We start from the raw sequence: 17094 nt of genomic DNA on the forward strand, positions 1-17094 counted from the left end.
TTTTAACTATTAAAGTTCTAAAGAATCTTCTGCATCTACCCATATCTGCAAATTTCCATCAAGATATAACCTTGCATATTCTAATGGTTCATCAATTGCAAGAGACGTCAAAGCACAATCTGATCCGGGTGTGGTTCTTAAATTCTTTTCTGCTTCCCAACAGTCAATGCGAAGCATATAGCCTGCACTGGTATAAACATCAATACTGTTGCACTGTGGATTGTATTCTGCAAATATTGTTCTCATCGTATCTTATCTCCTTATCGCTCAATCATCAGTTTCAAAAATCAGAAGCATTTCAATCAGTTCACCATGTCACTTTTATTTTGTGTTATACTGTTTTATATAATTTTCTTGCCCTTGTATTTTCCCTTATCAGAGTTCGTAAACTTATATGGGAAGATATAACACAAGGGAAACAATAAGGGAAATCTCACCTGCGACAAATCCAGTGTTTTCAAGGGTTTACAGAGAATTTGATAACAAAATATAACAGTTATACGGTAATCATTTGCAAGAATAAGAAAAGTGCAAATCACGCACTGAATTTATTGCAGTATATCATGGTAAAACTGGATTTAAAGCTACATCCAGTGAAAACAAAGATAGTCAGCATGTGGGACGGAAAAGAGGGATTTGACTTTCTCGGAATGCACCACAGAAGAATGACAACGGAAACACGCAAAGGACAACTGTACAAGGAAACGTATCAGTACCCAAACAGAAAAGCCATGAAGAAAATGAAAGCCGAAGTCAAGAGGAATGTAAATAGACGAAGTCTGCTAGTTGCAAAGGAAGAGGATTTAATAAAGAATCTGAATCCGAAAATCACAGGATGGAAGAATTATTATTCCACCAAGAGAAACGAAAAGTGGATGCAGGCTCTAGACTGGTACATTATTTGCACTTTTACAAGATGGTATAACAAGAAACACCAGAGACGTAATCGTATGTCAAAGGTGGGATTTGTAAGAAATAGCATTTATGAAAAAGGATTAAAGAAAATGGCTAGAGCATGACGTAATGCTGTAGAAAGAAGAATGTCGGAAAGCCGTGTGAGGGAGAACCTCATGCACGGTTTGATGAGGGGCGGATGAAAATTTCATCCGCCTACTCTACCATGTATAGGAAAAAGATAATTTTTCTCATAAAATATAGTAATACTTGTCTGGAGTTCTTTCCAGTGGTATATTTATTGCAGTGAATAAAATAATAAAATATTCACTGGCGTATATGATAGGGGGAATAAAATGCCAGCCAATTTTACAGAAGAACAGCGAAAAGTAATTCGAAACAGTCTGCTTACGATTGGCTATGATCTGATCCGTGAAGTAGGATTGAAGAAGATGAAAGTATCCCTGATTGCAGAAAGAGCAGAGATTGCAACAGGAACCTTTTATCATTTCTTTGAATCAAAGGAAACATATGTGTCAGCCTTGATCGAAGAACAGGAGAAAGTCTGGAAGGAGCAGATGATTTCAGGAGTGAAATCTTATGGAAAACTTACTCTGGAACAGGCAGTCCGGATTTTCCGGGAATCATTCCGGAAAGAAAATAATATTTTAATGGAATTTACGCTGGATGACTGGGTATGGTTAAAATCGCACAGGACAAAAGACGGATTGTTCAGCAAGGAACACGATGAACTGGAAGTGCAGCAGTATCTGGCCTGTATAGATGGTATCCGCCCGGACCTTGATATCCGGATTATCATTAATTTTTTCAAAACCATTTACAGCATGGCACAGAACAGAGATACTTTCATTGATGAGGTGTTTGAGACGAATGTCGATATGATATTCGAATGTATATACAACTATATGGTTATACAGGATGAAAAGTAAAGAGAAGGAAGGGAGAAGTGAATAAGATGGCAGCAAAGATAGTAGTAGAAGCAATTGTTTATAGTCTGGTATATTCGGTTTTCATGCTGGGGTTGTTCAAAGTGCAGGGGGCAAGGAAGTAGCTTTATAATTATCCGCCGGCAATTCAGAAACGTGCAATTGAGAGAGGAATTACGACACAGGAAGAGATGAATGCAAATGCGAAAAGGAACAAAGTTATTGGACTGATTGGAATGATCGTGTTGAGTATTGTGATTACCTGTGGAGTGAATAAGCAGTATACATTTGGGGCAGGATTCATACAGTCTTATATATTTTTTAACGCATTTTCATTGTTTGATGCACTGGTGATCGACAGTATCTGGTTCTGTCATGGAACATGGTGGGTGATTCCGGGAACAGAGGATATGACAGAAGCGTATCATGATTATGCATTCCACTGGAAGTGGTTCTTCCTCAGTCTGGTAATGAGTCTGCCGCTGGCAGTGATTGTCGGGGGAATTGTGGCATTGATCTGATGATTGGCGGATATGATATGGAGTCTAAAGAATAATAAGAGATAAAACATACGATACCTGTTTGGAATTTGTAGGATGAAATTCCAGACAGGTATTTTTATCGCCACGTTCGTTCTGATAGGGTAGAATCTTCATGGCGCAGTAACTGATGTTAATCAGATTTGACCAGCATTTCAATTCCTTTGCAGCTTCTCACCATATAGTTACAAAAAGACCAGAACGTTTTCTGTTCATAGTAGCTTGTTTCAATATTCCAGCGAAACGAATATAGCAACAGTGGAATGTATTTCATACGGTCACTTCCGGTCTGATTCAATGGTGCTTTTTCCTGCCATGCACAGAAAATCTGCAGATCTTCCGGGAAAATGGTACTGAAAAACAGTCGTTTTGTACCATGTTCTTTTTCTGTGGCAGTGACATAGGCAAGGACTTCCTTGTTGCCGAAGATCTTAGTGAGAACCCGGCGGACACCGGTATAATAATCACCGGTCTTTTCATTGGAAAACGTAAACTCTGTTTCAACAGAAAGACGTTTTCCATGTTTGGCAGGACATCCCCGATGACCGGTCCGTGCAGGTGCAAGATCATACATGACAGAATCAATCCTTGCACTGCCAATCAGATCCAGATTCGGATATTCATCAACGATGGATATCAGGTTCTGTTTTGTATACCAGCTGTCACAAAGGATGATGACATGATCTTTGCTGTGAAATTCAGGCATAACCTGCCGGATCATGGAGGCTGCCAGTTCCAGTTTAGACTCTTTTTTCTGCCATATACGATAGCCAAGAGGAACGGAAAGATAATATACTTTATCCCCATTCCAGACAGGTACGCAGAGCATGACACTCACAAAGCAGTGTCCATTCAGATAGTTGGAACCGTTGTGTGCGGCATGGTCAAACAGTTTTGAAACATTTTCAAATTTTGTGCCAAATTTAGATACCATCGTATCATCCACGCACAGAAATACAGGCTGCGTCTGCAATGAATCCGGTATCAGCTTCAAAACAATCCTGACAGTAGTATTCATAAATCTGGAATAATCAACCTTTGCATAGGAACACGCATAATAAAATACATTCAGTGATTTCTCCGTTATTCTGGATAAAAAATGCTGATATAGAAACCGGATGGAATGTGCGGATTCTAAGGCCAGTATGGATAATATCAGCAAAAATAAGGTATCTGCTGTCGGAACAGAAAAAGTTTCAAAATAAATCAAAAAATATTGATGAAGTCTACCAATCAGAGTTTTTTCGTTGTATAATGCTTTTGTTGTACAGGGTCACTTTCCTTTGTAATGTTTTCAGCAAATTCATTATACATCAGAAAGCCCTGTGCGATATTTTTTTATGAAAAAGTTGTAAAGTGGTGTAAATTATAATAATCAGAGTCACTTCCTATAACATAAGAAATGACTCTGACTTCATTTGTCATGAGTTTCTAATAAAACTATTTATTGTGAAAAATGTTAGAACCCGTCAGTTGGAAGTATTTCTCTCTAAATTTTTGCGGCGCTTAAATTCTAATGGCGAAGCGTTGAACTGCTTCTTAAATGCCGAAGAAAACTTGCTTTGATTCAAATAACCAACTTGTTCTGCAATTTCCGATACAGATAGGTTTGTAGTAGTGAGTAATTCAGCAGCTCGTTGCATACGAACTTCACGTAAATAAATTGATATATTTTGACCATAAACTCCCCGAAAGTAGTTCTTCAGGCTGGTTTCACTGACGGAAAACTGTGCAGCCAGTTCCCACGCGGGATGGTGTTGGCGCAGATCAGAAGTGATGATTTTTTCCACACGTTTTGCAATGTCTACCTGTGTTTCTGTGAAGAATGTGCAGGCTTGGGAAGGTGGTATTTCTTTCAGATTTTGAAGCAGTGAAAACAGGGCAAGGGTATAGATTTTCATTTGTGGGATTGCCAGCGGAACAGAAATATCCAGTAATGACCACAGCTTTTTTAAGACTTCTTCTATCTCAGTCGTAACCGACGCAATATAAGTACCCCCATCCGGGCAGTAAAGATCTCTGAGTCTGTGGAAATCAATATCAAATTCAGCCTCTACCCAGGAGCTTTGAGCATTTACGGTATCCATATCCACAAAAAACTCAATTCCTTCATAGATTCGGCGGGGATAAACGTATTGCTGTCTGGCGAATCGTTCGGTTAAGGATATCTCCCCATCTTTCACATACACAAAGTTTCCGTTATTCAGGATGAGTTCGCATCGTCCTGTTACACAGTAATTTAAGAGCAAAGGTCCTGTTTCCATGGAGCCATTATCGTGAAAGTCTGGGGCTGTCCAGGCAGGAGAGTTCACAAAAATATAAGCCAATGTAACTCCTGGGAACAGAGGGAAAAAAGTCATGGAACCTTTCCCGTCTCTCTCCTTTAAAATGAGTTCTGCGCTAAATTCGCCCCGTTTTATAGATATACCTGGAATTTCAATGCTTTTCTTGATAATTTCATCTATCTTCATTTTCTAACTCCTGTCATTTGGTCTGTTAACCGCTCTGTTTGAGCCTTGCACTTCTATTATAAGATCACAGTCAAAGTCAGTCAACAGAAAAACTCGGTGCTGTTTGGAGCTAAAAAGATGATTGGTTGTAGAGAATCAGCCGGTACTATGCTATCCTATAAAAGGTTAGAAGATGCTAACTAAAAAACGAATGTGGAGGTATTCATCATGAATAACAAGTTACAAGCAAAAGACCTCATTAACCTTGGTCTGTTCACGGTTCTTTACTTTGTCATTGGTTGCTGTGTCGCCATTCCGATTGGGTTTGTCCCGATCTTTCTTCCTGTTCTCGGAAGCCTGTGGTCGCTGATTACCGGTATCCCTTTCATGCTGTTCCTAACAAGGGTTAAGAAATTCGGCATGGTTACAATCATGGGTGTTTTGAGCGGCCTGCTGATGGGACTTACCGGCATGGGATTTTGGGGTGTTCCTGTGGGACTGATTTTCGGCCTGCTTGGGGATCTCATTTTGAAATCCGGCGACTATAAAAGTGCAAAGAAAAGCATCCTTGGTTATGCTGTATTTAGCCTGTGGATGGTAGGTACATATATTCCGATGTATTTTATGGTCGAGGACTCCTGGGCCAGCTTTGCCGCCAGCTTCGGGGAGGAATATGCCGACCGGGTAATGGCGGTTATGCCGATGTGGAGCATTATCCTTGTGGTTGCCGGGATTTTTGTCTTTGCCATTTTGGGCGGACTGCTTGGAAAAACGCTTCTGAAAAAACATTTTGCGAAAGCGGGCATCGCATAATGGAGGGGGTATCCTTTTCCGCCACAACGGACAAAAGGAAAGGAATCCGGCTCGACCCGCGTACGAAGTTGATTTTGCTGTTGACGGTTACTACATTGATGTTCAGCACCGGCAACGAAGGGATTATGAATTTTGTAAAACCTGTGTTAAGCCTAATCCCCTTTGTGCTGATCCTGTCGGAACGCCGCTTCAAAACGGCAGGCAAATACCTGCTTTTATATCTCGCCTGCTTTGCACTGGAACGCATAGCGCTGACGACATTAAGCGATCTGCTGTCCTTTGTGGTTTTGGCGATGACATCCATTATGACGCGGTTTGCCCCTGGTATTATGACGGGGGCCTGGCTGCTTTCCTCCACCTCAGTCAGTGAGTTTATCGGTTCGATGGAACGTATGCACCTGACAGAGAAAATCGTCATCCCTTTGTCTGTTATTTTTCGTTTTTTCCCTACGATCAGCGAAGAATACCAGGCGATCAGTGATGCAATGAAAATGAGGGGTATCCGGTTTGGAGGGAAAAATCCATTTTTGATGGTGGAATACCGTCTTGTACCGCTGATGGTGTCTGTTGTGAAAATCGGAGATGAACTTTCCGCCGCTGCACTGACGCGGGGGCTTGGCGCTCCGGTCAAACGGACTAACGTATGTCAGATTGGTTTTCATGTTCAGGACATGATTGCGATCCTGCTCTGTGCTTTATGTTTCGCTCTGTTTTTGCTGGGACAGTATTTTTCTTTTTAAGGGGGTGAGCTTATGATAAAGATTGACCATATTTCATTTTCTTATGGAGAAGAGAATGAAAATACCGGCGGTGTTCGGGATATTGATCTAAATATAGAGGATGGTCAGTTTGTTGTCCTTTGCGGTGAAAGTGGGTGTGGAAAAACTACGGTCACCCGCCTGATTAATGGACTGATCCCCCATTATTATGAGGGAAAGATGACGGGAGAAGTATGGGTAAATGGAGCCAAGGTTTCCGAACAGCCCCTTTACGATACAGCTGCAGTTGTGGGCAGCGTGTTTCAAAACCCCCGGTCCCAGTTTTTCAATGTGGATACCACCAGTGAAATTACATTTGGCTGCGAAAATCTTGGACAGCCAGAAAAAGACATCCGGGAACGGCTGGCAAAAACGGTTCGGGACTTCCGGCTGGAGAAGCTGATGGACCGTAATATCTTCCACTTATCTGGCGGGGAGAAACAAAAGATTGCCTGTGCCGGGGTATCCATTATGGAACCGGATGTTCTCGTTATGGACGAACCCTCATCTAACCTGGATGCGGCTTCCATCCTTGATCTGAGAAAGATTCTTGCGTTTTGGAAATCGCAGGGGAAAACAATCATTGTATCGGAACATCGGCTTTATTATCTTCGCGGTCTAGCGGATCGGTTTATCTATCTGGCAGACGGGCAGGTGAGTCATGATTATTCTGCGGCAGAATTTGAGCAGCTCACGGAGCAGCAGCGTTCCGATATGGGACTGCGCACGTTTGCTTTGGGGCGTCTCCTGCCTCCGTTTTTACCGCAGCAGGCAAAGACCGCCCTTGCGCTTCGTAATTTCCACTTTGCCTATAAAAACGAACCGGAAACCTTACATATCATGGATTGTGAAATCCCTACGAACCGGATCGTTGGAATTATCGGGAATAACGGCGCCGGGAAATCCACTTTTTCACGCTGTTTCTGCGGCTTGGAGAAGCGCTGTGGGGAGATTGTCTGGAACGGAAAGAAATACCGTCCGAAAGACCGGCTGAATACCTGCTATATGGTCATGCAGGAGGTAAATCATCAGCTTTTCACCGAGTCGGTCCTTGATGAAGTGCTGATCAGTATGGAGGAAGCAAACCAGAAGCGAGCAGAAGAAATCCTAAGTCGGTTAGATTTACTGGATTTTAAGGACAGGCATCCCATGTCCCTGTCCGGTGGCCAGAAACAAAGGGTTGCGATTGCTTCGGTAATCGCTTCAAAACGCTCGATCCTGTTTTTTGATGAACCGACCAGCGGCCTTGATTACAGGCATATGAAAGAGGTTGCAAATGTATTGCGGCAGGTCAGGGATGCCGGAATCACTGTGTATGTCATTACCCATGACCTGGAACTGATTTTAGATTGCTGTACGGACATCATTCATCTTGAGGATGGTTCGATTATCGACCAGTACGGAATGGATGAAGATGGCCTCAGAAAAATAAGAGAATACTTCATAAAGGGGGGATCTGAAAAATGAAGGAAGAAAAGAAAGCGTCGCCAATAAGTGTTTTATTGGGCTGGGGCAAACCGTATCACGGGAAATTCATCGGCAGCGTCGTCCTTGCGGTTTTGGGCATTGCCTGTCAGATGGTGCCTTATTTCTGTGTGGCGCATATCGTCACAATGATGTTGGACGGGGAGCAGGATTTTTCCCGTTATGTGACAGCTTGCATGGTCGCACTTTGCGGCTACCTGGGGAAAGTGCTGTTTTCCAGTCTGTCAACGACTATTTCCCATACAGCGGCCTATTACACGCTGCGGGATATCCGGGGGAGGCTGACAGGGAAAATGGCCCGCGTTCCGATGGGGACGATCCTGGATACTCCGTCCGGTCAGTATAAAACAACGATTGTTGACCGGGTGGAAGGGATGGAATCCACGTTTGCACATCTCATCCCGCAGATGACCGCAAACATCCTGGTTCCGGTGGTAATTGTCGTGTATCTTTTCATTATGGACTGGCGCATGGCGCTGTTGTCCCTTGTTACGCTGGTAGTCGGTCTTGCCGTAATGTCTGTCGGTATGATGAGTTACCCAAAGAAATGGGAGGGCGCGGTCAAAGCCGGGAAAGATATGGCGAACGCCATTGTGGAATATATCGGCGGGATTGAAGTTGTCAAGGCGTTCAGCCAGTCGGCCGGTTCATACAAGAAATATTCGGACGCCGTGAATTACAATGCGAATTACTATGTGGAATGGATGCGGGAAAACCAGAAAACCATGAGTGCCTACAATGCGATCCTTCCCTCAGTGCTGATCTGTGTGCTGCCTTGTGGGTTTGCCTTCTGGCTGTCCGGCAGCCTGGAATTATCTGCGTTCCTCTCCATTGTGATTTTCTCCCTGGGGCTTGTGGGGCCGATCATGTCCGTCTTTACTTTTACGGATGACCTGGCTGTACTGGGAACCAATGTGGAGGAAATCAGCCAGCTATTGAACGCGGAAGAACTGGATCATAAAGATACGCCGGTAAATCTGGCAGATACCAGTATCGGACTCGACCATGTTTCCTTTTCCTATGATGGGGAAAACGAAGTGTTGCATGATGTGAGCCTTTCCATCCAGCCGGGAACCATGACCGCCCTTGTAGGACCGTCCGGTTCCGGCAAATCTACCGTGGCGAAGCTGATCGCTGGGTATTGGGATGTTACGTCTGGCAGTATTACCCTGGGCGGCCATGAACTGAAGGAGATACCGCTGTCTGAAATTGCCGCCCAGATTTCCTATGTATCGCAGGATAATTACCTGTTTAACCGCAGCATCCGGGAAAATATCCGCATGGGCAGGCCGGACGCCACAGATGCGGAGGTGGAGCAGGCAGCAAAACAAAGTGGCTGTGACACCTTTATCCGCAAGTTGGATCAAGGGTATGATACCGTTGTCGGCAGCGCCGGTTCCCATCTTTCCGGCGGTGAGCGGCAGAGGATTGCCATTGCCCGCGCCATGCTGAAGGACGCCCCTGTGGTCATTTTGGACGAGGCGACTGCATATATCGATCCAGAGAATGAGGCAGTTGTGCAGAAAGCAATCTCTGCCCTGACAGTGGGTAAAACGCTGATCGTGATTGCCCATCGCCTGTCTACCATTATCGGTTCGGACAATATTGTGGTGGTCAAGGATGGAACTATCCATGCCCAGGGAACGCATGATAAGTTACTGGAAACCTGTCCTCTTTACCGGGATATGTGGCAGGCGCATATCGGCGCAAAGGATCAGATGTAAGGGGGGGTGTCAAATGTATGGAACATTGAAAAAAATTATTGCGTTTGCTGGCAGCAAAGAGGGACTGCTGAAAAAATCCCTGCTGTTTGCGTTCCTCTCCGGCCTGTTTGCGGCTTTACAGTTTGCCGCCCTCTTTATCGTGGTGGAGGCGCTGGTATCCGATAACCGGGACAGCCGGTTTATCTGGATTTCTTTGGGCATCATGGCTGTTTCCCTGGTTGGAAGGATCATCACGACATATTTCTCCACGATGGAGCAGACGGAAACCGGCTACTGTATGGTGGCGGAAAAGCGTATCCACATCGGAGACCGGCTGCGTTACATCCCGATGGGATATTTTAACAAGAACAGTATCGGGAACATTACCGCTATCGTTACCACCACGTTAGGGGATGTGGAAAATTCGGCGGCGCGTGTGCTGGTATCTGTGTTGGGCGGATTTTTCAATTCGGTGGCGCTTGTCATCGTCCTGCTGGTTTTTGACTGGAGGATCGGTCTGATTGCCGCTATCGGCGTCCTGCTTTATCTTGCAGCGGCGGAGCTTGCGCTCCGTAAATCTGCATGCTTAAGCGGAGTACGGCAGCATACACAGGAAAGCCTTGTGGAATCCGTCCTGGAGTATATCCAGGGGATGGGGATCGTGAAAGCCTTCGGTATGGAGAAGGACAGCACACAGTCCATTGACAGCGCAATCAAGGCAAGCTGCCGGGACAATTTGAAACTGACAAAAGCCAGTGTCCCCTATGATGCCCTGAAACAGGTTGTTGTCCGGGTGTTCAGTGTTTTGCTGCCCCTGGCCTCCATTTACTTCTGGCTGAACGGTTCCCTGTCATTGGCCTATGGCGTGATTTTGGTGGTCGCTTCCTTTATGGTATTCAATGATCTGGAAAACGCCGGAAACATGGCCTCCCTGCTGCAAATGCTGGCGGCTTCTATGGATACGGCAAACTCTATTGACGATACGCCGGTCATGGATGAAAAGGGGGCGGATGTGGTTCCGGCATCCTCGGAAATTATATTTGATAATGTGGACTTTTCCTATGCAGACCGAAAAATTCTGGATCATGTCAGCTTTACGATCCCTGCCGGAACGACCACTGCCATTGTCGGCCCGTCCGGTTCTGGCAAGACGACTATGTGCAACCTGATTGCCCGGTTTTGGGATGTAGACGCCGGGAGAATTACGGTTGGCGGCAAAGATGTACGGGATTTCAAACTGGACAGTCTGATGAAGAATATCTCGATGGTGTTCCAGAGCGTGTACCTGTTTGCAGATACGATTGAAAATAATATCAAGTTTGGCTGCCCGGACGCCACCCATGAGCAGGTGGTTGAAGCGGCGAAAAAGGCTTGCTGCCATGACTTTATTTCTGCTCTGCCGGAGGGTTATGATACTGTGATCGGCGAGGGCGGCGGCACTTTGTCTGGTGGTGAAAAGCAGCGCATCTCCATCGCTCGCGCCATGCTGAAAAATACGCCTATCATTATTTTGGACGAGGCAACTAGCAGCGTTGACCCGGAGAATGAGGACGAATTGCAGCGGGCTATCGAGGCACTGACTCATGACAAGACCATTATTATGATTGCCCATCGCCTGAAAACCGTTCGCAGCGCTGATCAAATCCTCGTGTTAAACAATGCTCACATTGTCCAGAGCGGCACTCATGCGGAGCTGATCCAGCAGAAGGGCTTGTATGCCGACTTTGTGACGGCCAGACAGGAGGCCATCGGCTGGAAACTGGTGCAGTAAAGGAGGTAGCGATGAAACTTCATGCGTCCGGGGAGGACTATCTGGAAACCATCCTTGTTCTCCATAAGAAACTTGGCATGGTGCGCTCCGTAGATGTTGCCCGGCACATGAGAGTGTCAAAACCGAGTGTTTGTGTGGCGGTCAACACTCTGAAGGATGGCGGCTTTCTCACAATGGATGAAGATCACTTTCTCCATTTGACCGATGTAGGCCGGGAGGTGGCCGAAAAGATTTATGAACGTCATTGCTTCTTTACGGAACAGCTTATCGCAGCAAGTGTTGATCCTGAAACTGTAGAAGTCGATGCCTGCCGGATAGAACATGTGATCAGTAATGAAAGTTTTGAAAGGTTGAAAGAGGCGGTTTTTAGAAAGCAGGAAAACGAGATTTCTGCCCGGTCAAAAGAGATAAAGGATAAGCCCACCGAATAAAAAAACGGTGTTTCGGTGGGCGGCTTCATCATGCCTTATTACACATCTTCCCTCTGAACCCGTTTTGAGTTTGGAGGGATTTTTTATGTGCTGGTCTGCTTCAGCCGCCCCGCTGCTTATCCACAGCAGCAACTACCTACATAATTTCATACAGGAATGAGGATAGCCTGTCAAAAAAATCTTCTGCTGTTGGTGGCACTCTCACGCCCCTAATGTAGAAGTTTTATATCTACAACGTAGTTCTTATTTTTCTCACTGCCGCAAAGGTTTAACAGCCTTTGCGGTTTTTTGTTTGTCGATATTTGTTGGGAAAAAGGACAAGGCTTCTTCCGGTATTGGCTGCCGTTCTCCACCCTTTCCAATCTGAATGTTCAAACAAATCAGATTGGAGGTAAGGAAAATGGCATATAACCATGGAAAAGCAGAGCGCAAATGGAAGCTCTGGAAAGAGAAAGAAGAAAAGATTTTAAGAGACAGCGGTGTTTCTGAAGATATAATTGAAGTAATCCGTCTTTATGACCGTCAGGCATTTAATTCAGACAGACGATATTATGAACGTGTGCAGGAAACAGGTACATACCTTGATACTGTTGCAGCATCCACAGATCAGGCAGAACCGAAAACAGTACAGGATTTTTTGGATCATATTGAAAATCAGGAATTGTATCATGTACTGATCACAGTGGACAGGCTTACCCTGCAGATCGTTCTGATGAAGATCCAGGGGTATAGCACTCATGAAATTGCCAGGTATCTGAAGATTACCGAAAAGGCGGTTTACAGACGCATGGACAGGCTGAAAGAAAAAGTGAAGAAGATCTTTGAATAATTCATTATAATCACAAAGCAGGGTGTGATAACAAACTCCACCCTGCTTATCATTTTAGTTAGAAAAAATAAAACTTTTGTCAAAACCAGTATTTAAAAATTTTATCAGTAATAAAGTGCAGAATGATGTTTGGATTGCTGTTTTTATGCAACTATTTCTTGTTGCTCTTGACAAAATCTTTTTTAAAGATTAAAATTATAACAGTGTTATATAGCACTGTTATATAGGAGGTGTGCAAAATAAACGGAAATGGAACGACTTTAGAAAATATCCATCGGGCAGCGAAAGCAGAATTTTTAGAAAAAGGATATAAAGACGCTTCCCTGCGGAATATTGTGAAATCCGTGGGAATGACTACCGGAGCCTTTTACGGATATTACAAAAGTAAAGAAGAACTTTTTGAAGCCATCGTTGGTGAGCATTATGAATATATTCGCAACCGTTTTATAAAGGCACAGCAGGAGTTTGCTGAACTTCCAGCTGCCAGACAGCCGGAAGTCATGAGTGATATTTCGGGAATCTGCATGTACGATATTCTTCATTATGCGTATGAGCATTTAGAGGAATGTAAACTGATCCTTGTCTGTTCGGAAGGAACAAAATTTGCCGGGCTAATTGATGAAATGGTGGAGATTGAAGTGGAAGGGACTCATGCCTATCAGGAGGTTTTAAGGAAGCTTGGAAGGCCCTCTCCCCATATCGATCCTTCGCTGGAGCATATTCTGATCACCGGCATGTTTCATACTTTTTTTGAATTGATCATTCATGAAATGCCGCTAAAAGATGCCGAAAACTACGTTAGAGAAATGCGCGCCTTTTATACAGCAGGATGGATGAAAATTATGGGGCAGTAATGCCTTATAATTTTTGTTTGACAGTTAGCTACTGCTAACCTAAATTCGGATATTGTAAGAACATAGACGTGTTCTCTTTATCATAAACACAAAGAAAAGGAGGAATTTTTTTGAAAAAACAATCCAATTTATCACGCCTGCTGGAAATTGCAGGCAGCCATAAGTACCTGACCTATGCTTCCTGGGTGCTTTCTGCAATCAGTGCCCTGATTGCTCTGGTACCCTTCTATTACATCTGGAAAATGATCAAGGAAGTATTGGAGGTGGCACCGAATTTTGGCCAGGCACAGAACCTGACCGGTAATGGCTGGATGGCAGTATTGTTTGCGGTTATAGCGGTGCTTGTCTACATAGCAGGGCTGATGTGTTCCCATTTGGGAGCATTTCGTATCGCCACAAACCTGCGTATCCAGACCATGGAGCATATTGTTAAGCTTCCTCTTGGGTTTGCCGAGAGTTTTGGCAGCGGAAAACTGCGCAAGATTGTCAACGAATCCAGCGCAGCCACCGAAACCTATCTCGCCCATCAGCTTCCCGACAGAGCCAATGCCATTGCAACCCCCTGCGGTCTTTTGGTGCTGTTGTTCGTGTTTGACTGGAGACTGGGACTATTGAGCCTTGTTCCGGTTGTGCTGGGGTTTCTGATCATGATGGCAATGACCGGAAAGCAGATGCAGGAAAAGATGAAAGAATACCAGAATGCGCTGGATGATATGTCCAATGAAGCGGTAGAGTATGTCCGCGGGATTCCGGTGGTAAAAACTTTTGGCCAGACGATCTTTTCCTTTAAGAAGTTTAAAGACTCCATTGACCGGTATAAAGTATGGGTGATTGCTTATACTAAGCAGCTTCGGACACCGATGATGTTCTATACAGCTGCAATTAACGGAGTTTTTGCCACACTGATCGCCGGAGGACTGTTGCTTACGCAAGAGGGTGTGACTTCCAGTTTTTTACTGGATCTCATTTTCTATATTATCATTACACCGGTTATTTCTGTTACACTGACACGCATCATGTTCCAAAGTGAAAATGCCATGATCGTAGATGACGCTTTACAGAGAATTGACAGCGTTTTGCATTTGAAGCCTCTGGAGGAAACCAGACATCCTATGCATCCGCAAAATGCTTCCGTGGAACTGAAATCGATTCATTTCAGCTATGATGGAGAAAAAGAAGTATTAAAAGATATTTCACTCACCATTCCTGCAGGACAGACGGTAGCTTTTGTAGGCCCATCCGGCGGTGGAAAAACAACCCTTGCCAACCTGATTTCCCGATTCTTTGATCCACAGAGCGGAATGGTAAAAATCGGTGGTGTTAATGTGAAAGACATCCCGAAAGAGGAACTCATGAACACAGTGTCTTTCGTATTTCAGAACAGCCGTCTGATCAAGGCATCCATTCTGGAAAATGTGCGTATGGGGAAACCGGAAGCTACCCGTGAGGAAGTTCTGGCTGCCCTTCATCACGCCCAATGCGATGATATTCTGGAAAAACTCCCACAGGGTGTGGATACGGTCATCGGTACAAAAGGTGTCTATCTTTCCGGCGGCGAGCAGCAGCGAATTGCCATTGCCCGTGTAATGCTGAAAAATGCACCAATCATCATTCTGGATGAAGCCACTGCCTTTGCTGACCCGGATAACGAAAGCGCGTACAGGCTGCTTTTTCAAGACTTTCCGAGGGAAAGACGGTGATTATGATTGCCCACAGGCTTTCTACCGTAACAAATGTGGATCAGATCTTTGTCATTTGCGACGGACAGGTTGCCGAGTGCGGGAACAGCCGTGAATTGCTTGCAAAAGACGGCATTTTCAGCCGTATGTGGAAAAATTACCAGACTTCCGTACAATGGAAGGTAACAAAGGAGGTGCAGTGATATGATCAAAAAACTGCAGAAAAAATATGCCCTGTCTGAACAGGGAGCAAAAGACCTAATCAAAGGCTGCCTGGCCTGTGTCCTTCAGAATCTGTCTTTTATGTTCCCGGTGGGACTTTTATATTACCTGGTCAGCGATCTGATGAACGGGGGTGTTCCCGGTGGGAAAATTCCATTTTATGTGGCAGGCTGCGTGGTGTGTATCGGCCTGATACTGCTGACCACTTTCTTTCAATACAATGCCACCTATTTTGCCACTTACAAAGAAAGCGGCATCCGCCGTATTACTCTGGCAGAGCATCTGCGCAAAATCCCCCTTTCTTTTTTCGGGAAAAAGGATTTAGCCGATCTTACCAGTACCATTATGGCGGACTGCACCTTCCTGGAGCAGAGTTTTTCACATTTTATCCCTGAGCTTGCAGGTTCAATCATTTCTACGATCCTGATTTCCATCGGTCTGCTCTTTACGGACTGGAGAATGTCACTGGCTGCCTTATGGGTTCTGCCGGTTGCCTTTGCGATTGTGGGATTTTCCGCAAAGATTCAGGAAAATCTGAATCAGAAAGCCATGGATGTGAAGATGGCCTGCGCAGACGGGATACAGGAGTGTATTGAAACAGTTCGTGACCTGAAAGCGAACAATGCGGAGCAGGCATATTTAAAAGGTCTGGAAAAGAAAATCCGTGCTGTGGAGTATCGTTCCATTCTCAATGAATTTGGTCTTGCTGCTTTTGTGGTTTCCGCGTCACTGGTGCTGAAGCTTGGTATTGCAACGGTTGCACTGGTGGGAGCTGTTCTGCTCATGCAAGGGAGCCTCTCCGTGCTTACATTCTTTATGTTCCTTCTGGTAGTATCCCGTTTATATGACCCTCTGCAGGGCGCACTCCAGAATCTTGCGGCAGTCATCAGTACACGAACCAACATTGCCCGTATGAATGAAATTCTCGATCATCCCATCCAGCAGGGCAGTGATAGGCTTTCCAATCAGGGGTATGATATTGTCTTTGACCATGTCGGGTTTGCCTATAATACCGGAGAAACTGTATTGAAAGATGTCTCCTTTACGGCAAAGCAGGGAGAGGTTACGGCTCTGGTGGGCCCGTCCGGCGGCGGAAAAACAACCGTATCCCGGCTGGCAGCAAGGTTCTGGGATATTAACAGAGGAAAGATTACCGTGGGAGGCATGGATGTATCCCGAATAGACCCGGAAACACTGCTTTCTCTGTATTCCATCGTATTCCAGGATGTTACGCTGTTTGACAATACGATTCTGGAAAATATCCGAATCGGAAACAAAGACGCCACAGATGAACAGGTCATTGCGGCTGCGAAACTTGCCAATGTAGATGAATTTGCAGAAAAATTACCAGATGGATGGCATACCAATATCGGGGAAAATGGCTGTGAACTTTCCGGCGGAGAGCGCCAGCGCATCTCTATTGCCCGTGCATTTCTGAAAAATGCGCCGATCATTCTTTTGGATGAAGCTACTGCTTCCCTGGATGTGGAGAATGAAACTCTGATACAGACAGCCCTTTCCCGTCTGATCGCAGATAAAACCGTTCTGGTTATCGCCCACAGGATGCGTACCGTAGCCGGAGCAGATAAGATCGTTGTCCTTTCTGATGGTACAGTTGCAGAAGAAGGATCACCAAAGGATCTGGAAGAAAAGAATGGTGTATATGCCCATATGGTAAAACTGCAGACAGAAAGCCAGAATTGGAAACTTGGGTAAAGA

Annotated in this window: 15 protein-coding genes and 1 pseudogene; 13 read left to right on the plus strand and 3 right to left on the minus strand. The window is 45.0% G+C overall.

The genetic code is table 11. The annotated features are described in order from the left end of the window. Positions 1 to 9: 9 nt before the first annotated feature. Positions 10 to 246 (minus strand): DUF6061 family protein, encoded by a 237-nt coding sequence (locus tag AB5618_RS14445; RefSeq protein ID WP_148462658.1) that lies wholly within the window; start codon positions 244 to 246, stop codon positions 10 to 12. Between the two features lie 317 nt (positions 247 to 563). Between AB5618_RS14445 and AB5618_RS14450 the strand changes: the two genes are divergently transcribed. From AB5618_RS14450 to AB5618_RS14460, 3 genes are all read left to right on the plus strand, one after another. Then, complete coding sequence (locus AB5618_RS14450; RefSeq protein ID WP_226837918.1) at positions 564 to 1019, plus strand: group II intron maturase-specific domain-containing protein; 456 nt, start codon at positions 564 to 566, stop codon at positions 1017 to 1019. A gap of 231 nt (positions 1020 to 1250) precedes the next feature. Continuing rightward, complete coding sequence (locus AB5618_RS14455) at positions 1251 to 1844, plus strand: TetR/AcrR family transcriptional regulator (protein ID WP_148462656.1); 594 nt, start codon at positions 1251 to 1253, stop codon at positions 1842 to 1844. A gap of 188 nt (positions 1845 to 2032) precedes the next feature. Beyond that, a complete protein-coding gene (locus AB5618_RS14460) occupies positions 2033 to 2362 on the plus strand; it encodes a hypothetical protein (protein ID WP_148462655.1) in 330 nt (109 codons plus the stop codon). Positions 2363 to 2513: 151 nt separating this feature from the next. On the opposite strand, the gene AB5618_RS14465 is transcribed toward AB5618_RS14460, so the two are convergent. Together AB5618_RS14465 and AB5618_RS14470 are read right to left on the minus strand one after the other, a co-directional pair. After that, positions 2514 to 3542, minus strand: coding sequence for a transposase (locus tag AB5618_RS14465; protein WP_330602413.1), 1029 nt, complete (start codon positions 3540 to 3542; stop codon positions 2514 to 2516). Positions 3543 to 3849: 307 nt separating this feature from the next. After that, positions 3850 to 4851, minus strand: coding sequence for an AraC family transcriptional regulator (locus AB5618_RS14470; RefSeq protein ID WP_148462654.1), 1002 nt, complete (start codon positions 4849 to 4851; stop codon positions 3850 to 3852). A gap of 207 nt (positions 4852 to 5058) precedes the next feature. Here AB5618_RS14470 and AB5618_RS14475 point away from each other — a divergent pair, with 207 nt between their 5' ends. From AB5618_RS14475 to AB5618_RS14520, 10 genes and pseudogenes are all read left to right on the plus strand, one after another. Then, positions 5059 to 5643 carry an MptD family putative ECF transporter S component gene (locus AB5618_RS14475; RefSeq protein WP_148462653.1) on the plus strand — a complete coding sequence of 195 codons (585 nt, stop codon included), beginning with the start codon at positions 5059 to 5061 and terminating at the stop codon, positions 5641 to 5643. Continuing rightward, positions 5643 to 6383, plus strand: coding sequence for an energy-coupling factor transporter transmembrane component T (locus AB5618_RS14480; RefSeq protein WP_148462652.1), 741 nt, complete (start codon positions 5643 to 5645; stop codon positions 6381 to 6383). Before AB5618_RS14475 ends, AB5618_RS14480 begins: the two co-directional genes overlap by 1 nt. Before the next feature lie 12 nt (positions 6384 to 6395). Further along, on the plus strand, positions 6396 to 7868 hold the full coding sequence (locus AB5618_RS14485) for an ABC transporter ATP-binding protein (protein WP_368366858.1): 1473 nt from the start codon (positions 6396 to 6398) through the stop codon (positions 7866 to 7868). Next, positions 7865 to 9610 carry an ABC transporter ATP-binding protein gene (locus AB5618_RS14490; protein ID WP_148462650.1) on the plus strand — a complete coding sequence of 582 codons (1746 nt, stop codon included), beginning with the start codon at positions 7865 to 7867 and terminating at the stop codon, positions 9608 to 9610. The genes AB5618_RS14485 and AB5618_RS14490 overlap by 4 nt, the downstream gene beginning before the upstream one ends. A gap of 13 nt (positions 9611 to 9623) precedes the next feature. Then, complete coding sequence (locus tag AB5618_RS14495) at positions 9624 to 11360, plus strand: ABC transporter ATP-binding protein (protein ID WP_148462649.1); 1737 nt, start codon at positions 9624 to 9626, stop codon at positions 11358 to 11360. A gap of 11 nt (positions 11361 to 11371) precedes the next feature. Then, the gene (locus AB5618_RS14500) at positions 11372 to 11791 is read left to right on the plus strand and encodes a metal-dependent transcriptional regulator (protein WP_148462648.1); all 420 of its coding nucleotides are present in this window, start codon (positions 11372 to 11374) and stop codon (positions 11789 to 11791) included. A 400-nt stretch (positions 11792 to 12191) separates the two neighbouring features. Next, a complete protein-coding gene (locus tag AB5618_RS14505; protein WP_148462647.1) occupies positions 12192 to 12620 on the plus strand; it encodes an ECF-type sigma factor in 429 nt (142 codons plus the stop codon). A 239-nt stretch (positions 12621 to 12859) separates the two neighbouring features. Next, complete coding sequence (locus tag AB5618_RS14510) at positions 12860 to 13474, plus strand: TetR/AcrR family transcriptional regulator (protein WP_368357142.1); 615 nt, start codon at positions 12860 to 12862, stop codon at positions 13472 to 13474. Positions 13475 to 13584: 110 nt separating this feature from the next. Further along, positions 13585 to 15356 (plus strand): annotated as a pseudogene (locus AB5618_RS14515) (ABC transporter ATP-binding protein). A gap of 1 nt (position 15357) precedes the next feature. After that, positions 15358 to 17091: an ABC transporter ATP-binding protein gene (locus tag AB5618_RS14520; RefSeq protein WP_148462644.1), complete on the plus strand. Its 1734-nt coding sequence runs from the start codon at positions 15358 to 15360 to the stop codon at positions 17089 to 17091. Positions 17092 to 17094: the final 3 nt, after the last annotated feature.

Source organism: Ruminococcus sp. J1101004sp1_RTP21198st1_B9_RTP21198_201120 (assembly GCF_040924245.1).
GTDB classification, from domain to species: Bacteria; Bacillota; Clostridia; order Lachnospirales; family Lachnospiraceae; genus Blautia_A; species Blautia_A faecis.

Excerpts from the sequence above, each read along its gene's own strand:
- AB5618_RS14445 (WP_148462658.1), bottom strand. The coding sequence starts at position 246 with ATGAGAACAATATTTGCAGAATACAATCCACAGTGCAACAGTATTGAT.
- AB5618_RS14450 (WP_226837918.1), top strand. The coding sequence starts at position 564 with ATGGTAAAACTGGATTTAAAGCTACATCCAGTGAAAACAAAGATAGTC.
- AB5618_RS14455 (WP_148462656.1), top strand. The coding sequence starts at position 1,251 with ATGCCAGCCAATTTTACAGAAGAACAGCGAAAAGTAATTCGAAACAGT.
- AB5618_RS14460 (WP_148462655.1), top strand. The coding sequence starts at position 2,033 with ATGAATGCAAATGCGAAAAGGAACAAAGTTATTGGACTGATTGGAATG.
- AB5618_RS14470 (WP_148462654.1), bottom strand. The coding sequence starts at position 4,851 with ATGAAGATAGATGAAATTATCAAGAAAAGCATTGAAATTCCAGGTATA.
- AB5618_RS14475 (WP_148462653.1), top strand. The coding sequence starts at position 5,059 with ATGAATAACAAGTTACAAGCAAAAGACCTCATTAACCTTGGTCTGTTC.
- AB5618_RS14480 (WP_148462652.1), top strand. The coding sequence starts at position 5,643 with ATGGAGGGGGTATCCTTTTCCGCCACAACGGACAAAAGGAAAGGAATC.
- AB5618_RS14485 (WP_368366858.1), top strand. The coding sequence starts at position 6,396 with ATGATAAAGATTGACCATATTTCATTTTCTTATGGAGAAGAGAATGAA.
- AB5618_RS14490 (WP_148462650.1), top strand. The coding sequence starts at position 7,865 with ATGAAGGAAGAAAAGAAAGCGTCGCCAATAAGTGTTTTATTGGGCTGG.
- AB5618_RS14495 (WP_148462649.1), top strand. The coding sequence starts at position 9,624 with ATGTATGGAACATTGAAAAAAATTATTGCGTTTGCTGGCAGCAAAGAG.
- AB5618_RS14500 (WP_148462648.1), top strand. The coding sequence starts at position 11,372 with ATGAAACTTCATGCGTCCGGGGAGGACTATCTGGAAACCATCCTTGTT.
- AB5618_RS14505 (WP_148462647.1), top strand. The coding sequence starts at position 12,192 with ATGGCATATAACCATGGAAAAGCAGAGCGCAAATGGAAGCTCTGGAAA.
- AB5618_RS14520 (WP_148462644.1), top strand. The coding sequence starts at position 15,358 with ATGATCAAAAAACTGCAGAAAAAATATGCCCTGTCTGAACAGGGAGCA.